This window comes from Variovorax sp. PAMC28562 (assembly GCF_014303735.1).
Classification (GTDB): Bacteria; Pseudomonadota; Gammaproteobacteria; order Burkholderiales; family Burkholderiaceae_C; genus Variovorax.
The window spans coordinates 3,204,210-3,225,052 of the sequence record NZ_CP060296.1; the positions used below are offsets into that span (position 1 = coordinate 3,204,210).

Annotated in this window: 16 protein-coding genes; 8 read left to right on the forward strand and 8 right to left on the reverse strand. The window is 65.5% G+C overall.

From position 1 onward, the window contains the following. Positions 1-185: 185 nt before the first annotated feature. From H7F36_RS15105 to H7F36_RS15120, 4 genes are all read right to left on the reverse strand, one after another. Positions 186-1,598, reverse strand: a complete 1,413-nt coding sequence (locus H7F36_RS15105; protein ID WP_187051597.1) for a GTPase/DUF3482 domain-containing protein — start codon at positions 1,596-1,598, stop codon at positions 186-188. Continuing rightward, positions 1,595-3,007, reverse strand: coding sequence for a DUF2868 domain-containing protein (locus H7F36_RS15110; protein ID WP_261802307.1), 1,413 nt, complete (start codon positions 3,005-3,007; stop codon positions 1,595-1,597). The genes H7F36_RS15105 and H7F36_RS15110 overlap by 4 nt, the downstream gene beginning before the upstream one ends. Before the next feature lie 365 nt (positions 3,008-3,372). Then, positions 3,373-5,211, reverse strand: coding sequence for an ABC transporter ATP-binding protein (locus tag H7F36_RS15115; protein ID WP_187051599.1), 1,839 nt, complete (start codon positions 5,209-5,211; stop codon positions 3,373-3,375). Between the two features lie 137 nt (positions 5,212-5,348). Next, the gene (locus H7F36_RS15120; protein WP_187051600.1) at positions 5,349-6,245 is read right to left on the reverse strand and encodes a LysR family transcriptional regulator; all 897 of its coding nucleotides are present in this window, start codon (positions 6,243-6,245) and stop codon (positions 5,349-5,351) included. Positions 6,246-6,338: 93 nt separating this feature from the next. On the opposite strand from H7F36_RS15120, the gene H7F36_RS15125 reads away from it, so the two are divergent. Beyond that, positions 6,339-7,193 carry a DODA-type extradiol aromatic ring-opening family dioxygenase gene (locus tag H7F36_RS15125; protein ID WP_187051601.1) on the forward strand — a complete coding sequence of 285 codons (855 nt, stop codon included), beginning with the start codon at positions 6,339-6,341 and terminating at the stop codon, positions 7,191-7,193. A 38-nt stretch (positions 7,194-7,231) separates the two neighbouring features. On the opposite strand, the gene H7F36_RS15130 is transcribed toward H7F36_RS15125, so the two are convergent. Then, positions 7,232-8,701 (reverse strand): glycosyltransferase family 2 protein, encoded by a 1,470-nt coding sequence (locus tag H7F36_RS15130; RefSeq protein WP_187051602.1) that lies wholly within the window; start codon positions 8,699-8,701, stop codon positions 7,232-7,234. A 113-nt stretch (positions 8,702-8,814) separates the two neighbouring features. Here H7F36_RS15130 and H7F36_RS15135 point away from each other — a divergent pair, with 113 nt between their 5' ends. The 7 genes from H7F36_RS15135 (at position 8,815) to H7F36_RS15165 (ending at position 19,150) form a co-directional block, all read left to right on the forward strand. Further along, on the forward strand, positions 8,815-9,375 hold the full coding sequence (locus H7F36_RS15135; RefSeq protein ID WP_187051603.1) for a cytochrome b: 561 nt from the start codon (positions 8,815-8,817) through the stop codon (positions 9,373-9,375). After that, positions 9,372-10,241: an alpha/beta fold hydrolase gene (locus tag H7F36_RS15140; protein WP_187051604.1), complete on the forward strand. Its 870-nt coding sequence runs from the start codon at positions 9,372-9,374 to the stop codon at positions 10,239-10,241. The genes H7F36_RS15135 and H7F36_RS15140 overlap by 4 nt, the downstream gene beginning before the upstream one ends. Before the next feature lie 199 nt (positions 10,242-10,440). Continuing rightward, the gene (imuA, locus tag H7F36_RS15145) at positions 10,441-11,244 is read left to right on the forward strand and encodes a translesion DNA synthesis-associated protein ImuA (RefSeq protein ID WP_187051605.1); all 804 of its coding nucleotides are present in this window, start codon (positions 10,441-10,443) and stop codon (positions 11,242-11,244) included. Beyond that, the gene (locus H7F36_RS15150) at positions 11,213-12,619 is read left to right on the forward strand and encodes a DNA polymerase Y family protein (RefSeq protein ID WP_187051606.1); all 1,407 of its coding nucleotides are present in this window, start codon (positions 11,213-11,215) and stop codon (positions 12,617-12,619) included. Before imuA ends, H7F36_RS15150 begins: the two co-directional genes overlap by 32 nt. Further along, a complete protein-coding gene (locus H7F36_RS15155; protein WP_187051607.1) occupies positions 12,612-15,983 on the forward strand; it encodes an error-prone DNA polymerase in 3,372 nt (1,123 codons plus the stop codon). The genes H7F36_RS15150 and H7F36_RS15155 overlap by 8 nt, the downstream gene beginning before the upstream one ends. Further along, positions 15,980-16,804, forward strand: coding sequence for a hypothetical protein (locus H7F36_RS15160; RefSeq protein WP_261802308.1), 825 nt, complete (start codon positions 15,980-15,982; stop codon positions 16,802-16,804). Before H7F36_RS15155 ends, H7F36_RS15160 begins: the two co-directional genes overlap by 4 nt. Positions 16,805-16,822: 18 nt before the next feature. Further along, a complete protein-coding gene (locus tag H7F36_RS15165; RefSeq protein WP_187051608.1) occupies positions 16,823-19,150 on the forward strand; it encodes an ATP-dependent DNA helicase in 2,328 nt (775 codons plus the stop codon). Between the two features lie 50 nt (positions 19,151-19,200). On the opposite strand, the gene H7F36_RS15170 is transcribed toward H7F36_RS15165, so the two are convergent. From H7F36_RS15170 to H7F36_RS15180, 3 genes are all read right to left on the reverse strand, one after another. Beyond that, the gene (locus H7F36_RS15170; RefSeq protein WP_187051609.1) at positions 19,201-19,398 is read right to left on the reverse strand and encodes a DUF3606 domain-containing protein; all 198 of its coding nucleotides are present in this window, start codon (positions 19,396-19,398) and stop codon (positions 19,201-19,203) included. A 193-nt stretch (positions 19,399-19,591) separates the two neighbouring features. Beyond that, positions 19,592-20,491: a hypothetical protein gene (locus tag H7F36_RS22265; RefSeq protein ID WP_261802309.1), complete on the reverse strand. Its 900-nt coding sequence runs from the start codon at positions 20,489-20,491 to the stop codon at positions 19,592-19,594. Positions 20,492-20,556: 65 nt separating this feature from the next. Continuing rightward, positions 20,557-20,715 carry a hypothetical protein gene (locus H7F36_RS15180; protein ID WP_187051610.1) on the reverse strand — a complete coding sequence of 53 codons (159 nt, stop codon included), beginning with the start codon at positions 20,713-20,715 and terminating at the stop codon, positions 20,557-20,559. Positions 20,716-20,843 lie beyond the last annotated feature (128 nt).

Below are 20,843 nucleotides of genomic sequence, written 5' to 3' on the forward strand. Positions count from 1 at the left end.
GCTTTTCGACAGAGGAGGTGGAAAGCACCTTAGCGCAAACGCAAAGCCGTTTCTGTAGTCGCGTTCCGATCGTTTGCCATCGAATCGACAAGGCGCTCAGCTGGTGCGCGGCATGGACTTCGAAGCGGGATGGCAAGTCGCGCATGAGCGCATCGGCTCGCCCGACGACCTCGAAGGCCGCTTCTTCAACTCGACAATGCGGCTTCGAGCGGGCCGGCGACGCGCGCGACCAGCGCCTCGCGGGCGACCGGTGCAGTCCAGCGGAAGCGATGGGTGCTTTCCCATTCGGGATGGCTGCGCGCGGGACGTGCTGCGCGCACCGCCGGCGCCACATCGCGACCGGCGCTGCCGCCGACTGCGATGCGTTCGGTCGCCGCGTGGCCGCGGCGCTCCAGCGCCTGTGCCAACTGCAGCTGCCAAGCCGCCATCACCACCAGCACGCTGTCTTCGATGCTCAGCTCCTGCACGTCGCGCAGCATGTTCATCAACTTGCGGCCGAACGGCCCCCAGCCTTGCGACACCGCACCGCCGATGGCGCCGCCCAGTGCAGCACCGGCACCGAGCGACAGGCCGGCCAGTGCGAGATCGGCCACCACGCCCACCGCAGCGCCCGCGATCACGCCTTTGCCCATCAACAGGCCGGCCGCCTTCATGGCCTCGGGCTCGAAGAAGTCCAGCGTCCAGCGGCCCTCGATAGCTTGCAGCGGCGCCTCGTTCGCATCGCCTTGCCGGAATCCGTAGAGCGCGAGCAAGTCGTCCGTACAGCGCTGTGCCTTGTCGGTGACGGACTGGCGCAGCGCCGCGACCAGCGCCTGGCGCTGGGTTTCGTCGGCGAACGCTGCGGCCGACGCTGTGCGGCGCACGGCCGCCGCATCGACCAGCAGTTCGGCGATGCGGGCCGCCGCGGCGAGGCGTCGATGCGCGGCTTCGGCTTCGAGTTGTTCGACAGCCCGATGCAGCGGTTCGCGGTGATCGCGCAGCAAGGTCGCGAGGTCGCGATACAGATCGCGCTCGGCACCGGTAAAGGGCGCTGCCGCGTCGAAGCGCACGAGAACGTGCAGGCCGTAAGCCGACAGCAGCTCTTTCCACGCGGGCTCGCGGTTGGCCGCATCGCGCACGAAATTCAACACCGGCAACACCGGTCGCGCGCATGAATTGAGCAACTCGATCTCGGCGCGAAACTTGGGCAGCACAGGCTCGCGTGCATCGATGACGAGAAATGCCGCATCGACATCGAGCATCGTGCGAAGCACCTTGGCCTCTTGCTCGAAGGTGCCGTGTGCCTCGGGGCTCTGAAGGAATGCGCGAATGCGATCGGGCGGTGTGTGCGTGGTGTCGAAGGCCTCGAGATGCTGTCGCAGCGACACCGCGTCTTCGAGCCCCGGCGTATCGAAAAATCGCACGATGCTGCGGCCGTCGATGCGCAAGTCGACGCTCTCGACATGGCGGGTTGTGCCGGGCCGCTCCGACACCTCGCCAAAATCGACGCGACGGGTCAGCGTGCGCAGCAGCGAGGTCTTGCCGGAGTTGGTATGGCCGACGACTGCGATGCGAATGGCTTGAGGGTCGCTGCTGGCGCCAGACAGCTTGTCGTTCATGGACGGACGCTCGCTTCGCCACGGCCGGTAAGCGCTGCGCTGTCGTCTTTTAAAACGCCATCCTCCTGCCATGGCGCGATGCCGACCTCGACCATCCAGTCGCGCCAGCGTGCCGGCGTGGCCGACACGCCCCACAACCAAAGTCGGCATTCCCCGCACCGGCTCTGCACTTCGCGCACGAAGCGTTCCGCACCACGGTCGGGACTCGATGCGCCGTTGCACACGAGGACCACGCGTGCGGGTCGCGCCCCAATCATCGCGGCGAGCAGTTCGCCGCGCTGGGCTGCGCTGCCATCGACTTGAACATGGTGGGCGGCAGCCGGCACAGCAAGAGCAGGCGGCCAGGGCGCCTCGTCGGGCAACTCGAAACCGATGATCCAGAGCGCCTTCGAGGTGTCGCTCGCGGCCAGGCCGGGCACTGCGCCTTGTCGCATGCGTCCACCGTCGGCATCGACCACGCGGGGCGCTTGAAGTGCATCGAAGCGTGCCAACAACTTCAGGTAATAGGCATTGCGCAGGTCAGGCTGCAGCGCATTTTTGCGCGCCTGCCAGACGGCGGCGCTCAAAAGTGCAAGCAGCAGCCGAGGCAACAGGCCGTAGACCACGACGCAGCCGGTCAGCCACAACGCCCATGCGCGCTGGCCGGCAAGCGACGCCGTATCCGGGGCGGCACTCGGCGATGAAAGCACCGTCTGTGCATCCGGCACCGGAAAGCCGAGCCACGATGGCAGCGCGCCGAGCCACTGCACGCTGCGCACGAAAAACCCGGGCTCGAGAATCGTCGTCTCCCAGCTCAGCGTGTAGTTGCGAAACGCCAGCGAGAAGAGCAGGGCGGCGACGACGACCGCGAACGAAAGCGTCCAGATCGTATGGCTCACGAATCCGAGTGCCCACGGCAGCAGCCGCGCACGTGTCAACAAGCCGGTCGTCGCGCGCACCAGCACCGGCGCTTGCCCGCGCTTGCCACCCGCCACATGCGCAGTGAGTGCGAGCCAGATCGAACCGAACGATGCGCTGAACGAGCCGAATGAGCCGAACGGAAGCACGAGCCCGATGAGCCACACCAATAGCGTCAGCAAGTGCAATCCGAGCAGGCTGACCAGCGCGACCATCACGTTGATCTTGCGATCGCCGCCGATCACGTTGCCGGCCACGCCGAGCCCCGCGAGCACCACCACGGCGACGATGGCCAGCAAGATCCACGGCGCCGAGGCGCGCATGCGTTCGACTTCGGCATCGAGCCCGATGCGACGCCCGAGGATGCGGGCGCGCTCGGTGATGCGAGCGGCGCAGGTGTCATGCACCGACGACATCGCGGTATGCACAGCCTCCGCGTCGTCCAACGGGCCGGTCGTTTCGACCCACCGCACCGATTCCGTGACGACCGCGTCTGCCAGTGTCGTGTTCAACAAGTTCCTTGGTCGTTCTGAGTCGTGGTGGGAGGGCGCGGAAATTATGCCCGCCACACAGGCCGCGACTACAACGGAAAACGGGGCCGCAAAAGGCCCCGTTGAAAGCATCCCTCTCGGGATCGCGTTGCGCTGATGCGCTCTCGTTGCTTTCGGTTCGCTTTCAGCGAAGGCCGAAGAACGAAAGCACTGCAACAACGACGACGACCAGGCCGACGATATAAATGATGGAATTCACGGCAAGCACCCCTCTTTGTTTAAGACCACTGGATGCTCGTGGCAAAGCGAAGATCGGATTGTCGGCGGCGGTCGGCGCGCGCTGTAGGACTCGCGAAGCAAACGCGGTCGTTCATCGGTCCGTCGAATCAGTCGTCTTTGCCGTCGCCCAGAAAGCCGCCGCTCTGGTGCGCCCACAGACGCGCATACAGGCCGTTCTTCGACAGCAGCGTCTTGTGATCGCCTTCTTCGACCACGCAGCCTTCGTCCAGCACGATGAGGCGGTCCATCGCCGCGATGGTCGACAGCCGGTGCGCGATCGCGATCACCGTCTTGCCTTCCATCAGCGTGTAGAGGCTCTGCTGGATCGCGGCTTCGACTTCGGAGTCGAGCGCGCTGGTGGCTTCGTCGAGCAACAGGATCGGCGCGTCCTTCAGCATCACGCGCGCGATGGCAACGCGTTGCCGCTGGCCGCCCGATAGCTTGACGCCGCGCTCGCCCACGTGCGCGTCGTAGCCTTGCCGGCCTTTGGCATCGCCGAGCGTCTGGATGAACTCGTGCGCCTCGGCGCGCTCCGCGGCTGAACGCACGGCAGCGTCGCCCGCGTCGGGCCGACCGTAGTCGATGTTGTCGGAGACCGATCGATGCAGCAGCGACGTGTCTTGCGTGACCATGCCGATGTGGCGCCGCAGCGAGTCTTGCGTGACCTTGGCGATGTCTTGCCCGTCGATCAGGATGCGTCCGCTTTCCAGATCGTGGAAGCGCAGCAGCAGGTTGACCAGCGTCGATTTGCCGGCGCCCGAGCGGCCGACGAGACCGATCTTTTCACCCGGCGCCACGGTGAGCGTCATGTCGTCGATGACGCGGCGGCCGCCATCGGAATACCGAAAGCTCGCGTGATCAAAACGGACTTCACCGCGCGGCACCACCAGCTGCGTCGCGGCCGGCACGTCGAGCACCGTGCGTGGGAGCGAGAGCGTCTTCATGCCGTCCTGCACTGTGCCGATGTTTTCGAACAGGCTCGTCATTTCCCACATGATCCAGTGCGACATGCCCTGCAGCCGCAACGCCATGGCGGTCGATGCGGCGACCGCGCCGATGCCGACCGCGCCGTTCGACCACAGCCACAGCGCCATGCCGCACATGCCGGCGGTGAGTCCCATGCTGAGCGCGTGATTGGTGATCTCGAACAGGCTGACCAACCGCATCTGCCCGTAGCCGGTGTGCATGAACTCGCGCATCGCGTCGCGCGCAAAGCCGGCCTCGCGCTGCGTGTGCGAGAACAGCTTGACGGTCGCGATGTTGGTGTACGCATCGGTGATGCGGCCGGTCATTAAGGCGCGCGCATCGGCCTGCGCCTTGCCGACCTTGCCGAGGCGCGGCACGAAGAAAGCGAGCTGCGCCAGATAGAGCGCAAGCCAGATCACGAAGGGCCATATCAGTTGCGTGTCGAGCACGGCGACCAGTACGATCATGGTCGCGACGTAGACGCCCATCGCCACCAGCACGTCGGCCAGCACGAAGACGGTGTCGCGCACCGCCAGCGCGGTCTGCATCACCTTGGCCGTGATGCGGCCGGCGAACTCGTCCTGGTAGAAGGCCATGCTCTGGCCCAGCATCAGCCGGTGGAAGTTCCAACGCAGGCGCATCGGCAGGTTCACCGCCAACGTCTGGTGCTTGACGATGGTCTGCAACGCAACTACGCCGATGCTCGCCGCCAGAGCGAAGCCGAGCCACATCAACGTGGTGCCGCGCTCGTCCCACAAGCGCGCGGGCACCTGGCCACCGAGCCAGTCGACGATGCGGCCGAGCATCGCGAACAGCAGTGCCTCGAACGACGATATGGCTGCGGTGAGCAGCGCCATCGTCGCGATCTTGCCGCGCACGCCATCCGTGCAGGCCCATAAAAAGGCGAAGAAACCGTGCGGTGGCAGCGGCGGTTCAGCGGGCGGATAGGGATGAAGAAGCTTCTCGAAAAAGCGGAACAAGGCAAGCAAAGGGGTCGGTCTCCAGCGTCGATGCGCGATGACCGAATTGTCTGCGATGCGGGATGGTCGCCGGGTGCGTGCGGCTATGTCGCGACCACAAGTGCTTCTCATGCAACCGCTTCCCCTGTTCGCCGAAGTTACGGGCGTAACCGGGGGCCCAGCCGGTCGCTCAGAAAGTCGATGAAGCTGCGCAGCTTGGGTGCCATGTACTGCCGGCTCGTGTAAACGGCGAACAGCGTCACCGCGGGCGCCGCGTAGTCCGGCACCAGGCGCGTCAGCACGCCGCTCGCCAGGTCGTCGTCGACCAGCCACGCGGGCAAGAACGCCATGCCCATGCCGGCGCGCACTGCATGCAATGTGAGCGTGGTGTCGTCCGACAACATCACCGGCCGCAGTCGCAACGGTGCCTGGCGTCCGCCAGAACCCTTGAGCGAGAGCCCTTCGATGTTGACGTAGCTCGGCACGATGGCGTCGAGCTTGGCGAGGTCGGCCGGCGCCGAGGGCTCGCCGATTCGACGCACGTAGCGGGTCGCCGCGACCAGATGGAACTGCACCTTGCACAGCGACCGCGCGATCAGCGCGCCAGAAGGCTCCTGCGTCGCGCGCAACGCCAGGTCGTAACCATCGGCGGCCAGATCGATCTTGCGGTTTTCCAGATGGATGTCGATCAACACTTCCGGGTAGTGCTCGCGATAGTCGGCGAGCACGCGGGCGAAGCGGGGCGTTGCACACCAGACCGGCGCGCTCACTTTGAGTCGGCCGCGTGGTGCTTCATTGCGCTGGCTGATCGTGGCTTCGGCTGCGTCGAGCATGTCGAGCGCCTGGCCGCTTTGCTCGTACCAGGCGGTGCCCGCTTCGGTCAGGCTCATGTGACGGCTGGAACGGTTCAGCAAGCGCGCGCCGAGCGACTTTTCGAGCTGCGCGATGTGCTTGCTGACCATCGGCGGCGACATCGAAAGCCGCTCGGCTGCTGCCGTAAAACTGCCCGACTCGACGACATCGCGGAACACGCGGAGGCTGGTCATTCGGTCCATCGATGCTTTCCTCACAAGAAACCGATCATTGAATGCACGGCTCTCGAATTCTGCAAGGGAAATCACTACATTCGATGTGAAGGAGCTTTTTCGATGACCACCACGACCACCACAACTACGACAACGACCACGTCCCCGCGCTTGCCGACCTACTTCATCTCCCATGGCGGCGGCCCCTGGCCCTGGATGAAAAAAGAGATGGGCAACGCCTATGCGCAACTCGAGGCCTCGCTGGCCGACATGCCGCGGCAAATCGGCCGCAAGCCGCGCGCCATCCTGATGGTGTCTGCCCACTGGGAAGAGTCCGCCTTCACGGTGATGGGCAGCCCCAGGCCGCAGATGATCTACGACTACGGCGGCTTTCCCGCGCACACATACAAGGTGCAATACAACGCGCCCGGCTCGCCGACGCTGGCGCGCCGCGTGATGGAACTGATCGAAGGCGCGGGCCTGCCGGTGGCGCTCGATGTCGAACGCGGCTTCGATCACGGCACCTACTCGCCGATGGTCGCTATCTATCCCGAAGCGGATGTACCGGTCGTTCAGTTGTCACTGATGCGCGGGCTCGACCCGGCCGCACATCTGGCGCTGGGCCGCGCGCTGGCGCCGCTGCGGGACGAAGACGTGCTCATCGTCGGCAGCGGACTGAGCTATCACAACCTGCGCAACTTCGGACCGCAGGCGCACGACGTGTCGAAGGCCTTCGACGACTGGCTGGACGATGCGGTGGTGCAGGGCGCGCCGGCCGAACGCGCGAAGCAGTTGGAGGCGTGGTCGTCGGCGCCGGCCGCACGTGTCGCGCATCCGCGTGAGGAGCACCTGATTCCATTGATGGTGGCCGTGGGTGCGGCCGAAGGCGATGTCGGCGAGCGGATCTATCACGAAGACGCCTTCATGGGCGGACTCGTGGTGTCGAGCTTCAGGTTCGGTGCAGCGGCGAACGCCTGAGGGCGTCCTGCGCGCCCGGCGTCGGCGCGCACCGCCCCTCAGCTGCGCCGCGTCTCGCCGTCTTCGTTGACCAGCCCGACGCGCGTTTGCCGGCCCCACGTGCCGCGCCCGGTCAAAAAGGTCCACCAACCCCAGGCTGCGCCCGTGTGCCGAAGGAGTTGAAAGGTAAACGGCTCGACGATGGCGGCCAGAAAGGCCTGCACCATGTTCACCTCGCTCTGCTCGCCGATCCAGCGGCGGTACAGGTACACCGACCACAGATGGAACAGCAGGTCGAGCACGATCTTGGCCCCGATCACACCCGCCGCCGGCGCCAGCGCGCCGAGGTTGCCCTCCACGATGTACACCAGCAGCAAGGCAAAGGCGGCCAGCCCGTACAGCGGCTGCAGCGTGTCGATGGCTTTCACCGGAAGCATCAGCGTGCCGAGCCAGCCGTAACGCCGGTCGCCGACCATCGCGCGGTACCAGTACTGCGTTTGCAGGAAGCCACCGAACCAGCGGCGACGCTGGCGCAGAAAGGGCATCACGCCGCTCGGCGCATCGGTGTGCGCCTGTGCATCGCCGAGCACGCGCACGGTCCACGGCAATCCGTGCGCTTGCGCATAGCGGTGCAGGCGGTGGATGAGCTCGTAGTCCTCGACCAGGCAGTCGGTGTCGAAACCGCCCACCGCACGCACTGCGTCGAGCCGGAAACCGGCGAACGCGCCGGAGATCAGCAGCAGCCCGTCGACCCGCATCCACGCGTAGCGCGACAGAAAATTACGGATGTACTCATACGTCTGAAACCACTGGAAGCAGCGGCCCGCCAGTGTGCGGCTGCACACCGGCGTGATGACGCCCGTCGCGGCCACGAGATCGGGCTCGGCCGAAAACGCATTGCGCACGGCCGCGATGGCCTTGACGTCGAGCAGCGTGTCGCCGTCGACCGTGAGCACGGTGTCGGTGTCGATGCAGGCAATGGCGGCATTCAGCGCGACCGCTTTGCCACCGTGCGGCAACCGCAGCCAGAAGAGGCCGGGGTGGCTGGTGCTGGCTGCGCTCAACTGTCCGAAGGCGGGCCGCGTGAGGCCGTAACGCGTCACGAGCAACTCGGCGGTGCCGTCGGTGGAGCCATCGTCGGCGATGACGATGCGATCGGGCACATCGGTCTGGCCGAGCAACGCGGCCAGCGTGACCGGCAACACGGCCGCTTCATTGTGCGAGGCGACGATCACGCCCAGCGTATCGCGCTGCACGTCCGTCGCGCCGACGCGCGCAGGCAAAGCGGCGGGCCGTCGCAGGATCGGCAACGTGTGCCAGCCGACGAAGAGCAGCAACACGGTGTCGTACAGCACATACGCCACCCCGACCGACCAGCCCCACACGCCGCCGACCTTGAAGGCCATCGCGAAAAGAGCGATCCACAACACGAGCACGCTGCTGTGGATCAGCACGCTGACCAGCGGCGTGGGCGGCGGCGTGAGCCGCGGGGATGCGGCCACGAACGCACTGCGAAGGGAATCGTTCAAGGAAAGGATGCTCGAAAAAGTGCCCGGGAAGATGCCCGAAAAGAGGCCGTTAACGCAGGGGACAATCGCCCCGGTTCATAAGCTGAGTCGGTTCTGCCCTGAAAATTCCCTCGATGCTCCCACACGCCCGCTACACCAAGACCGCCATGCTGTTGCACTGGCTCATCGCCGCGCTGATGGCGGTCAACATCGCGTTGATCCTGGCGGTCGACCTCTTTCCCGACGACTGGGTTCGGCCTGCGGTCGACACCCACAAGTCGATCGGCATCACGGTCCTCGGTCTGGTGATCTTGCGGCTTCTGTGGCGCTTTACGCACCGGCCGCCGGCGATGCCCCTTTCTTACGGTCGGCTCGAAAGCTTCGCCGCACACGCTGCACACGGCACGCTGTATGCATTGATGATCTTGCTGCCCCTGTCGGGCTGGATGCACGACTCGGCCTGGAAAGACGCCGCCGCCCATCCGATGCACCTTTTCGCCCTGGTGCCCTGGCCGCGCATCGGCTGGATCATGAACATCGAGCCCGCGACCAAGGAGATGCTGCACGACAAGTTCGGTGCGCTGCACATCTGGGCCGGCTACATCCTGTACGGGCTGTTCGCGCTGCACGTGGCGGGTGCCCTCAAGCACCAGTTCATCGACAAAGAACCCGAACTCCAGCGCATGCTTCCATGAACTTTCCGCCAGATTCCGACGCCGGCGCCCGCGCCTTCATCGAACGCATCGACGCGCTGTCGACGCACCACGATCCGGTGCACGAAGGCGTGCGCGTGCGCTGGCGCCGCTTCGGCAACACCGAGACCGACATCACCTACCCGCCGCTGGTGTTGTTGCACGGCGGCCATGGCAGCTGGATGCACTGGATCCGCAATGTCGAGGCGCTGTCGGCCGAACACACGCTGTGGTTGCCCGACATGCCGGGCTTCCTCGACTCCGACAAGCCTTTGCCGATGGCCGACGGCCAGGCGCCGATCGATCCGTTGCTGACGGCGCTGGGCGGCACGCTTGACATGCTGATCGGCGCCGATACGCCAGTCGACCTCGGCGGGTTCTCCTTCGGCGGACTGGTGGCGTCGACCTTTGCCACGCGGCGTCCGGTGCGTCGGCTGGCGCTGGTCGGCAGCGGCGGCCATGCGTCGCTGCGGCGCCTCACGCTGGACATGATCAACTGGCGCCGCTCGGTCGATCGCCAAGCCGAGCGTGCCGCCTTGAAGCACAACCTCGACGCGCTCATGCTGCACGACAAGGCTTCCGATCCGCTGGCTTTCGAGATCCACGACGTGTCGTGCCACGGCACGCGATTCCGCAGCAAGGACGTGTCCATGGCCGGTGGGCTGCAGGCGGCGATCGACACGCTGACCTGTCCGTTGCTGCTGATGTGGGGTGAGTACGACGTCACCGCCGACCCGCGGCCGCTGGTGGCGCGATTGACTGCCGGTCATCCGAATCGCGGGGGCGCGGTGGTCGATGGCGCCGGTCACTGGACGCAGTACGAGCGCGCCGACGAAGTCAACCGTCAGCTGCTGCGCTTCTTCGACTGATGCCGATGTAGTAGCGCACGCGGCCCGTGTCCTTCCAGCCGCCTGGCGCTGTTGCTGGGCTTGCCCTCGGCAGTTCGCACGGATCGCGGGGCGGAGTAAGTGAATCGGGCATCGTTCCGGCAGCGATCGCCTGAGAGTGTTGCAAAGAAGTGGTTGGGGTTTTCGGAATACTGTATAAAAATACAGTTAACGATTCATCATGGGCCTCCCTTCCTTCGACTCCTTTTCCCCGTCCGCGCGCCAGAACGTCTGGCGCGGTGACGAGCTGGGCAGCGCCGACATGCCCGTGCTCGGCACCGGCCACCCCGCGCTCGACGCCGAGCTGCCGGGGGGCGGCTGGCCCATCGGCGCGATGACCGAGGTGCTGCAGGCGGCACCTGAAGCGCATGTCTGGCGACTGCTGCTGCCGGTGCTGTCTCGCGCGGTCGAAACGCGGGGCGGGCCGGTGGTATTGATCGGCGCACCTTACGAGCCCTTCGGCCCGGCGCTCGCCGCCGCGGGGTTGCCGGTCGAGGCGCTGATGTGGGTGCGCAGCGAGGCGTCTGCCGCACGGCTATGGGCTTGCGAGCAGGCCTTGCGTTGCGCCGACGTGGCGGGCGTTCTGGCGTGGTTGCCGCAGGCGCGCGTGGGCGAGTTGCGCAGGCTGCAACTCGCTGCGGCACAGCATGAGGGGCTGTTGTTCGTCTTCAGGCCTGAATCCATGGCGCAGTCGGCTTCACCGGCGCGGTTGCGGCTGCAGGTGGTTCCGGCAGAAGGCGGGCAGATGGACGTCCATTTGCTGAAGCGCCGTGGCCCGCCGCTGGCAATGCCCTTGACTTTGCCCGCCCGCAGCGAGCGCATGACGGCGTTGCTGGCGGCCAGCCAGTTGCGGCGCAAGCGGCGCATGCAGGAACTGCAAGGCGCGCAAGAAGAAGCAAATCCCGGCACGACCGTGGTCCGTCTGGACTTGCGCAGGAAGGAGGGGCAATCGCATGCAATGGATCGCGTTGCGGTGGCAGCCTGAAGAAGACCGGGCACCTGTGGCTGCAACGGCACCGACGCCTGGCGCGCCAGCCGCCAACACGCCTGTCGCTGCGCCTCCTTCCATCGAAACCCTCGGCTGGTGGGCGCTGCAATTCACGCCGCGTGTCACATGGCTCGACGAAGCGCTCCTGCTCGAAGTCTCGGCCTGCGAGCGGCTCTGGGGCGGGCAGCAGTCGTTGATGCGCCTGATGACCGCTTGGAACCCGGCGCCCGGCACGCGCATCCAGAAAGTGCAGGGCGCCAATGGCTTGATCGCGCTGGCACGGCTGCGGCTGTTCGCGCGCGGCCACAAGCCGCCCGTCGATGTGCCGGCCGCCCTGCCGCTCGGCGCACTCACGGCTGCGCGGGAGCATCTCGACGTGCTGGAGCGCATGGGCTGCCGCACCTGGGGCGACGTGGCGGCGCTGCCGCGCGGCGGTCTTTCGCGGCGCTTCGGTACGACGCTGCGTGAGACGCTCGACATGGCGTGGGGCTTGCGCCCCGAGAAGCACACGTGGCTTACCTTGCCCGATGTGTTCGACCAGAAGCTCGAGCTGCCGGCGCTGGCCGAGAACGCGCATGAACTCATGTGGTCGGCCAACCGCTTGTTGTCGGCACTGCAGATCTGGCTGCGCGCGCGTCAGCGCGGCGTGCTGGCGCTCGAACTCGAATGGACGCTCGATTTGAGGCGCTTCAACGGGGTGAACCTGCCGCCGCATCAGAGCATCACCGTGCGTACCGCCGAGCCCACGCAAGACATGGCGCATCTGCGCAAACTGATGAGTGAGCGGCTGGCGCTGACCCAGCTCGGTGCGCCTGCGAGCTGGTTGCGCTTGCGCTCGCTCGACACGTCGCCCTGGGCCGGCGCGAGCACGAGCTTCCTGCCTGAAGACAACCGCAAGGGCGACAAGCTGCACGAGTTGGTGGAACGGCTGAGTGCGCGGTTGGGGGCGCAGCAGGTGCAGGTGCCGGTGGCCGTGGCGGACCATCGACCGGAGGCGATGCAGGCGTGGGGCCCGGCATTGCGGAGGGGGCTTGCTACGGGCCGTCGCGGGGGGAGCCCCCATCCCTGCCTTCCCCCCAGGGGAGAGGGCGTAAGTACCTTTCCGCCCTGGTTGCTGCGCGAGCCGCTGCGCCTCGAAATACGCGCCGGGCATCCCTGGTACCACGGGCGGTTGCGGCGGCTGGTCGGGCCGCAGCGGCTCGAAGGCGGGTGGTGGGCCGACGACCACAACGAAGGCGGCGAGCCGATGGCGCGCGATTATTACGTCGCGGAGAGCCCCGAGGCCGGTCTGGTCTGGGTTTATCGCGAGCGAACTTCCGCCTTGCGCGGAACGAATGAAACGCGCTGGTTCCTGCAGGGGATCTATGCCTGAACTCAGCGACAAACAGTTGATGGCGCGCCGCCCGGCCAAGCTGCATCCACTGCCACCGAAGCAGCCGAAACAGCCGAAACAGCCGCCGGAGTTGCCAACGCTGCCCGACTACGCCGAGCTGCATTGCCTCACCAACTTCAGCTTTCAGCGCGGCGCCTCCCGGCCGGAAGAGCTGGTCATTCAGGCCTACCACCTGGGCTACAAGGCGCTGGCGATCACCGACGAATGCTCGGTCGCCGGCATCGTGCGGGCGCATGTCGCGTTGCGCGACCATCCGCAGGCGCTGGACGACTACGAGCATGAGCACGCCGACGAACCACCGCTCACGCGCAACCCCGATTTCCGGCTGCTCTTCGGCAGCGAGTTCGACTTCGACCGTTTCAAGTTGGTGGCGATTGCGCACGACCTCGAAGGCTGGGGCAACCTCTGTGAATTCATCACCGCAGCGCGCACCACCAGCGCGCCCAAAGGCGAGTACCGCGTGACATGGCCGAGGCACGGCAGCGATGAAGTTCAGGTCGACCACGAAGACAAGACCGAAAGCGAGGTCGCATCGCTGCAGCACTGCGAAATCCTTCTTGCGCCACATCGCACGGTCGACGTCGACGCTTTATCGGCCGACGTCGCGCACGCCCAAACCTTGTTCGGCGGCCACCTCTGGATCGTCGTCGAACTGCTCAACGAGATGGACGACGACCTGTGGCTGCTCACGCTCGAGCAGGTCAACCAAGCCACCGGCGTACCGTTGGTCGCGGCTGGCGACGTGCACATGCACAAGCGGTCGCGCAAGCCGTTGCACGATGTGGTCACTGCAATCCGCGAGGGCAGGAGCGTGGCCGAATGCGGCTTCGCGCTGCAGTCCAATGCCGAGAGGCATCTGCGCCCACGTTTGCGGCTGGTCGACTTGTACCCGCCGGAACTACTGGCCAACACGCTGGTGGTGATGGACCGCTGCCGCTTCGACCCGGACGAAATCAAGAAGCACTACGCGTACCCGCTGGAGCTGCTCGGCAACGGCGAGACGCCGGCGCAAACGCTCGCGCGCAAAACTTGGGAAGGCGCGGCAGGACGCTATCCGCAGGGCGTTCCCGCGTCGGTGAAAAAGCAGATCGAGCACGAACTCGCACTCATCGAGGAGAAGCGATACGAGATGTTCTTTCTCACCGTGGAAGACATCGTGCGCTTTGCCAACGAACAAAAAATACTGTGCCAGGGCCGCGGCTCATCTGCCAACTCGGCGGTGTGTTATTGCCTGGGCGTCACCGCCATCAACCCGATGGTCGGCCATCTGTTGTTCGAGCGTTTCTTGAGCCGCGAGCGCAACGAGCCGCCCGACATCGACGTCGACTTCGAGCACCAGCGGCGCGAAGAAGTCATCCAGTACATCTACGAAAAATACGGCCGCGAGCGTGCCGCCATCGCCGCGGTGGTGATCTGTTATCGCTCCCGCAGCGCCTTGCGCGATGTCGGCAAGGCGATGGGTGTCGACGAGCGGCTGGTCGACGAATTCGCCAAGGACCATTACTGGTTCGACACCACCATCCTCGACCAGCATCTGGCCCAGGCGATGGAGCGCTCTGGCGTGCGCGAGCCGCCGCGCAAGCTGGCGCAATGGCTCGAGCTCACGAATGAACTCAAGGGTTTTCCGCGCCACCTGAGCCAGCACGTCGGTGGCTTCGTGCTGACCCACATCAAGCTCACGCGGCTGGTGCCGGTCGAGAAGGCGTCCATGAAAGACCGCTCGATCATCCAGTGGGAAAAAGACGATCTCGAAGCCATGGGCATGCTCAAGGTCGACGTGCTGGCGCTCGGCATGCTGAGTGCCATCCGGCGCGGCCTCGACTTCACGAACCAGTGGCGTGGCAGCTCGCTGGAAATGCATCAGATCCCCAACGACGACCCGAAGGTGTTCGACATGATCTGCGCGGCCGACACCGTCGGTGTGTTCCAGATCGAGAGTCGCGCGCAGATGTCGATGCTGCCGCGCCTGCAGCCGCGTTGCTTCTACGACTTGGTGATCGAGGTGGCGATCGTGCGGCCCGGACCGATCCAGGGCGGCATGGTGCACCCGTACCTGAAGAACCGCGAGAAGCTGCGCCGCGGCGAAGAGATCGAATACAAGTATCCCGATCTCAAGAAGGCTCTAGGCCGTACCCTGGGCGTACCGATTTTTCAGGAGCAGGTGATGCAGATCGCGATGATCGCGGCGCGCTTCACCCCCGACGAAGCCGATGCCTTGCGGCGCGCCATGGCGGCCTGGAAGCACACCGGCCACATCGAGAAGTTCCAGAACAAACTGATCGACGGCATGGTCGACAACGGCTACGACCGGCCCTTTGCCGAGGCGATCTTCAGTCAGGTCAAAGGCTTCGGTGAATATGGCTTTCCCGAGAGCCACGCGGCCAGCTTCGCGTTGCTGGTGGCAGTGAGCAGCTGGCTCAAATGCTACGAGCCGGCCTGCTTTCTGGCAGCCATGCTCGACTCGCAGCCGATGGGTTTTTACTCGGCCTCGCAACTGGTGCAGGACGCGCAGCGCCATGGGGTCGAGGTGCGGCCGGTGGATGTGACGGTGAGTGAGATGGACAGCACGTTGGAGCCTGTGGTGACGGAGGAGAGCGGTCATCCCGCAAAGCAAGATCATCCAGCAGTGCGGCTGGGCCTGAGCCGCATCGGCAGTCTCAGCGCAGCCGGTGCCCATCGCCTTCTCCAGGCCCGCGCATTCGCCCCGTTCACCAGCACTGAAGACCTCGCAGTGCGTGCCGACCTCGACGCGCGCGACATGGCCGCGCTGGCGGCATCCGACTCGTTGATGGCCTTGTCGGGGCATCGCCGCCAGCAGGTATGGGATGCCACGGCGCAGCGTCGCGCGCCGGCCTTGCTCAAGGGCGTGCCGATCCACGAAACGCCTTTGCTGCTGCCACCCGGCACTGAAGGCGAAGAGATCGTCGGCGACTACGCATCCATGAACCTCACGCTGCGGCGCCATCCGCTGGCGCTGCTGCGGCCCCGCATGGCGCGCCTGAAGTTGCTGAGTGCGGCCGAGCTGCACGACCTGCCGCACGGCCGGGTGGTGCGTGCCTGTGGCATCGTCACCATGCGGCAGCGTCCGCAAACCGCCAAGGGCACCATCTTCGTCTCGCTCGAAGACGAGACCGGCATCGTCAACGTGATCGTCTGGAACGACCTGGTCGAAGAACAGCGCGAGCCGTTGTTGAAGTCCAAGCTGCTCGCCGTCAAGGGCGTGTGGCAGCGCGACGTGGCCAGCGGCGGCAACGTGCGGCATTTGCTGGCGCAAGGCTTCAAGGACTTGACGCCGTGGCTCGGCCGACTCGCAGGGCAAAACAAAAGCAGAGATTTTCATTGACCAATCAACGCCATTCATCTCGCACCATGCTGGCCGAATCCATCGCTCACGAAGTACCTGTCGACTCGCTTCCGGGCGACATCGTGCTTAGCCGCATCCACGCGCGTCGCTTGCGCGATGTGTACCGATCTTCCGGGTGGCCGTGTTGCGATGCGATCGAGGTCGATCTGCTCGCTGCGGGTTTGCTGGAGCGGGTGCGGTCGGCGCTGGGGCATGAAACCTTGCGCGTCACCGACGGCGGCATCGCGCACATCGCCGCATCGCTCGTCGTCAACCGCGCGGCGTTGTCGGCGCACGAGGCACTGGTCGAACGTGTGTCGCGCGAGATGACGCGCGCTGGCCGCATCGCCTGGCGCAACCTGAGTTTGCGTGCACGGCTGGCGGGCACCAACGAAGGCGATCCGCATCGCTGGTGCATCGCGCGGCCCGATGTTTTTTCGATCCGCAACACCAGCGTCGAGGCGTATGCGCAGCCGATCGTTCACGAAATCAAGGTGCGCCGCCCCGACCTTCTGTCGGACCTGAAGAAGCCCGACAAGCGCGCCGCCTACCTCGATCTGGGTGGCGAGTGCTGGTACGTTTTGGGCTGCGACGCGCGCGGGCGGCCGATCGGTTCTGCCGACGAAATCCCTGTCGAATGCGGCGTGCTGATGCTTGAAAACGATCGGCTCGTGGTGGCGCGTGCGGTGGTGCATCGCTCGCAGGCCCGCATGCCGTTCGCAGTCTGGATGGCGCTGGCCAAGGCGCAGCCGGTTCCGGGCTTCGAAGAAGATCTCCAGGTTCCGCTGACCGACTGCGCAACGCTGCCTTCGGTCGGTTGACCAAGGCCTGTTGCTTGCATGGCGCTCCTGTCCGACTCCCTCCCTGCTGACGTGGCGGCGCCGCCACGTCCGGCGCTCGAGCTCACGGTGTCCGTCAAGTCGCTGTGCGCCTTCGCCGCCAAGGCCGGCGATCTCGACTTGCGCTTCGCACCCGCACCCAGCGCGCAGGAAGGCATCGCCGGCCATCACCTCGTTCAATCACGGCGCGGGCCGGGGTTCCAGGGCGAGGTTTCGCTGTCTTCGAGCTTCGGCGGCCTGCGGGTGCGGGGTCGTGCCGATGGCTTCGATGCCGAGTTGGGCCGTGTCGAAGAGATCAAGACGTTTCGCGGGGAGTTCGACGCGATCAAGGGCAATCACCGCGCGTTGCATTGGGCCCAGGCCCGCACCTATGCCGCAATGCTGTGCGAGAAGCACGCGCTGGCCCACATCACGGTCGCGCTGGTCTACCTCGACATCCATAGCGGCGACGAAACCGTGCTTGAAGAACAGCGCACGCGCGCCGATCTGCAAGTTGAATTCGAGGCGCTTTGCAGTCGCTTCATGGCATGGGCGTGGCAGGAGTCTTTGCATCGCGCTGCGCTGGCGCGTGACCTGTCGTCTCTCGCGTTTCCGCACGCCGGCTTTCGACCCGGTCAGCGTGAACTGGCAGAAGGCGTCTACCGCGCCGCCGCGGCCGAGCGTTGCCTGATCGCGCAAGCACCGACCGGTATCGGCAAGACGATTGCCACGCTCTTTCCCTTGCTGAAAGGCTGGACCGCGCATCGCACCGACAAGCTGTTCTTCCTGACCGCGAAGACCTCCGGCCGTGCCGTGGCGCTCGAGTCGCTGCGCGTGCTGCGCAAAGACTGCTCCACGTTGCGGGTGCTCGAACTCGCCGCGCGAGAGAAGGTCTGCGAGTTTCCGGGCCGCGCATGCAACGGCGATGCGTGCCCCTTGGCGGCCGGCTTCTACGACCGCTTGCCGGCAGCACGCAGCGAGGCGGTAGGGCAGTCAATGCTGAACCGCGAAACGGTACGCAACGTCGCGTCGGCGCACCGGGTGTGCCCGTACTTTCTGGCGCAGGAACTGGTGCGTTGGAGCGATGTCGTGGTCGCCGACTACAACTATTACTTCGATGGCAGCGCGTTCTTGTACGCGCTGATGGTCGATGAAGAATGGCGCGCCGCGGTCCTGGTCGACGAGGCACACAACCTGATAGAGCGGGCGCGCAGCATGTACTCGTCCGAGCTCGACAGCGCCGCGCTCGCCGTTGCGCTGCGCGTGGCACCGCGTCACATCAAGCAGGCGCTCGACAAGCTGGAGCGAGAGTGGGATTCGCTGCAGCTTGCGCAGCGCGGCGCGACGCCATCCGCCTTCACTCCTTACGCCATCCGCGACCAGATTCCAGAACGCCTGCATCGCGCGCTACAGGAAGCCATCGGCGCCATGTCCGACCACTTCGCGGATCACCCGGCCGAGGCCAACGGCCCGATGCAGCCGTTCTTCTTCGACATGCTTCGCTTCGTGCGTCTGTCTGATGAGTTCGGCGAGCACTCGGTACTTGAAAGCACGATCGATGCACATCCTGACGGCCCCTGCGGTTTCGCGATCCGCAACCTGATCCCGGCTTATTTCCTGAAGCCGCGCTTCGAGCGCGCACTGTCGGTCACTTGCTTTTCCGGAACGATCGCGCCTTTCGCGTTCTATCGCGATGCACTCGGCATGCCGCAAGGCACCGCGCATCTGGACGTCGGCTCGCCGTTTCAAACGCACCAGCTCACGGTGCGCGTGGCAATGCAGATCTCGACGCGCTACCGTGACCGCGATCGATCGCTGGAGCGGCTGACGAAGATCATCGCGGCGCAGTACCAGCAACGACCCGGCAACTACCTGGCTTTCTTCAGCAGCTTCGACTACCTCGACAGTGCGTGCGATGCGATGGCCGCGCGCTATCCCGACGTGCCGATGTGGGCGCAGTCGCGTGGCATGCGGGAGTCTGAGCGCGAAGCCTTCGTCGCCCGCTTTGTCGCAGGCGGGCAAGGCATCGGCTTTGCTGTGCTGGGTGGCGCTTTCGGTGAGGGAATCGACCTGCCCGGCGAGCGTCTGGTCGGCGCTTTTATCGCGAGTCTCGGACTGCCGCAGCACAACGAATTGAACGACGTGATGCGCGAGCGGATGCAGGAGCGCTTCGGGCAGGGCTATGAATACACGTACCTTTATCCCGGCCTGCGCAAGGTCGTGCAGGCAGCGGGCCGCGTGATTCGCACCGAGCAGGATGCGGGCGTGCTGTATCTGCTCGACGATCGGTTCGCGCTGCCCGAGGTGCAGCGCCTGTTGCCGCCGTGGTGGCACATCGAGCTCCACTGACCGCGAGCGATCGATGTAACCCTGCTTCGCGCAGCGCGACGGCGCTTGGCTCAGCTCACGCCGAGATGCGTTCGCACTTCTTCTGCGGAGGTGCCGACTTCCGCGACTGCAAGACGCAGCGCCTCCTCGGATACGCCGAGCCGCTGAGTCCATTGCTCGACCGCAGCGATCTGTGTCACATCGACCGCCTGGCCGGAATTTGCCTGGCCGGGATCTGTCGACGCGACAACGTCATCGGACTGAGTCATGGTTTGCTCCTTCGTTTGAATAGACGCAATCTTCAGTCGCGCGATGCGGCCCCCAGGACAGACGCGTGCCCCGGACCGTGCAGGAAAACGCCCTCACATCCCAAACGAGTGCTTCAGCCGTTGACCCGTGTAGTCCTGCGCTTCCTTGGCCTTTTGTACTACTGCGGCCATGGCCGGTGCGCCGGCGTGCCGACTAGCGGTAGCCCGCTTCGTTGGGGTTGTGGATGATCCAGATCAGATAGCCACTAGAGAAATCGCCCATGCCGCCACCGGCAAAAATCAGCCGGCCCTGACCTTTGTAGGTCATCTCGAAGCGATGACGGTCGGCGCCGAAATAGAACGGAATCCACGCCTTGCCGGTCATGTAGGCGCCTTGGTCGGTCGGCGGGCCAGCGAGGTCCGTGACCTGTCGCAAGGGCATGCCGATCTGAAGCTTGGTGAACCTGCTGCCGGGCGCCGGGTTGCCGGTGATTTCGCCTTCGTAGTCGTTCAAGCCCTTGACCGTGCGACCGCTGCCGGCCTCGACCTTGGACGAGTCGGTCACGTTGCCCTTGGCGTCGATGCCGGGCTTGGCGCCGCCGGCGTAGGGCGCCGCAGCCGCAGCCGCAGCAGCAGGCGCTGGCGCGGCCGCAATCGGCGCGGCGACTGCGGCGACTTCAGGCGCGCAGCGGTCGAGGTCGACGATCTTTTGTTTGCTTCGGGGCAGATAGCGGTAGTCGCGCACCTTGGCGGTGACGGCGCCGCCCGTGTAGCCGGGCGCGACCGATCGGCACACGAAGAAGGTCTGGTCGGTGCTGTCGACCGCATACGCGCCTGCAGGCACGTTGTGTCCGGTGGCTTTGACAAGGTCGACGCTGACCGACTTGCCGACCAAGTCCTGCTTCACCTGCTTGCCGGTGCCTTCACCGATGAGGTCCGACAGCGCTGCGTATTCCATGCCCTCGCGCACTGGCTTCACTGGCGCGGCGCGGGCGGGCGCTTGTGCAACTGCAGCCTGCGCAGTCGATGCAGGCGCGTTGGCAGGTGCCGACGAGCGCGTGCCGCAACCGGCGCAGAGTGCCAGGATGGCGGCGGCCACGGTCATCGCCGACATGGATGAAGTGGTCGAAGCGTTCGGGGCGGTCAAGGGGGCAAGAGGCCGGGTCGTCGGAGTCACAGTCATTCCTTTTGAGCTATCAAGCTGCGCATTTTGCCGATGTTGTCGAACGCCAAACGAGTTGCTGCCAAGTTGTCCAGTGCACCAAAGGAAGGATTGACGCGCCAGAACGGCGCATGCCTTCGGCATTCGGAAGACGCATCGCTAAAAAAGGCCGGCATGGATGTTGCGTGATGTCCATCAGTGTTCCGACGGCACCGTCGCTGCGGCCAACACATTGCCTCCGCCAATGACGGCGGGATCCGAACGAACTGAGAGCATCGATGCTCGAGTGTTCGTCTGTTCCAAC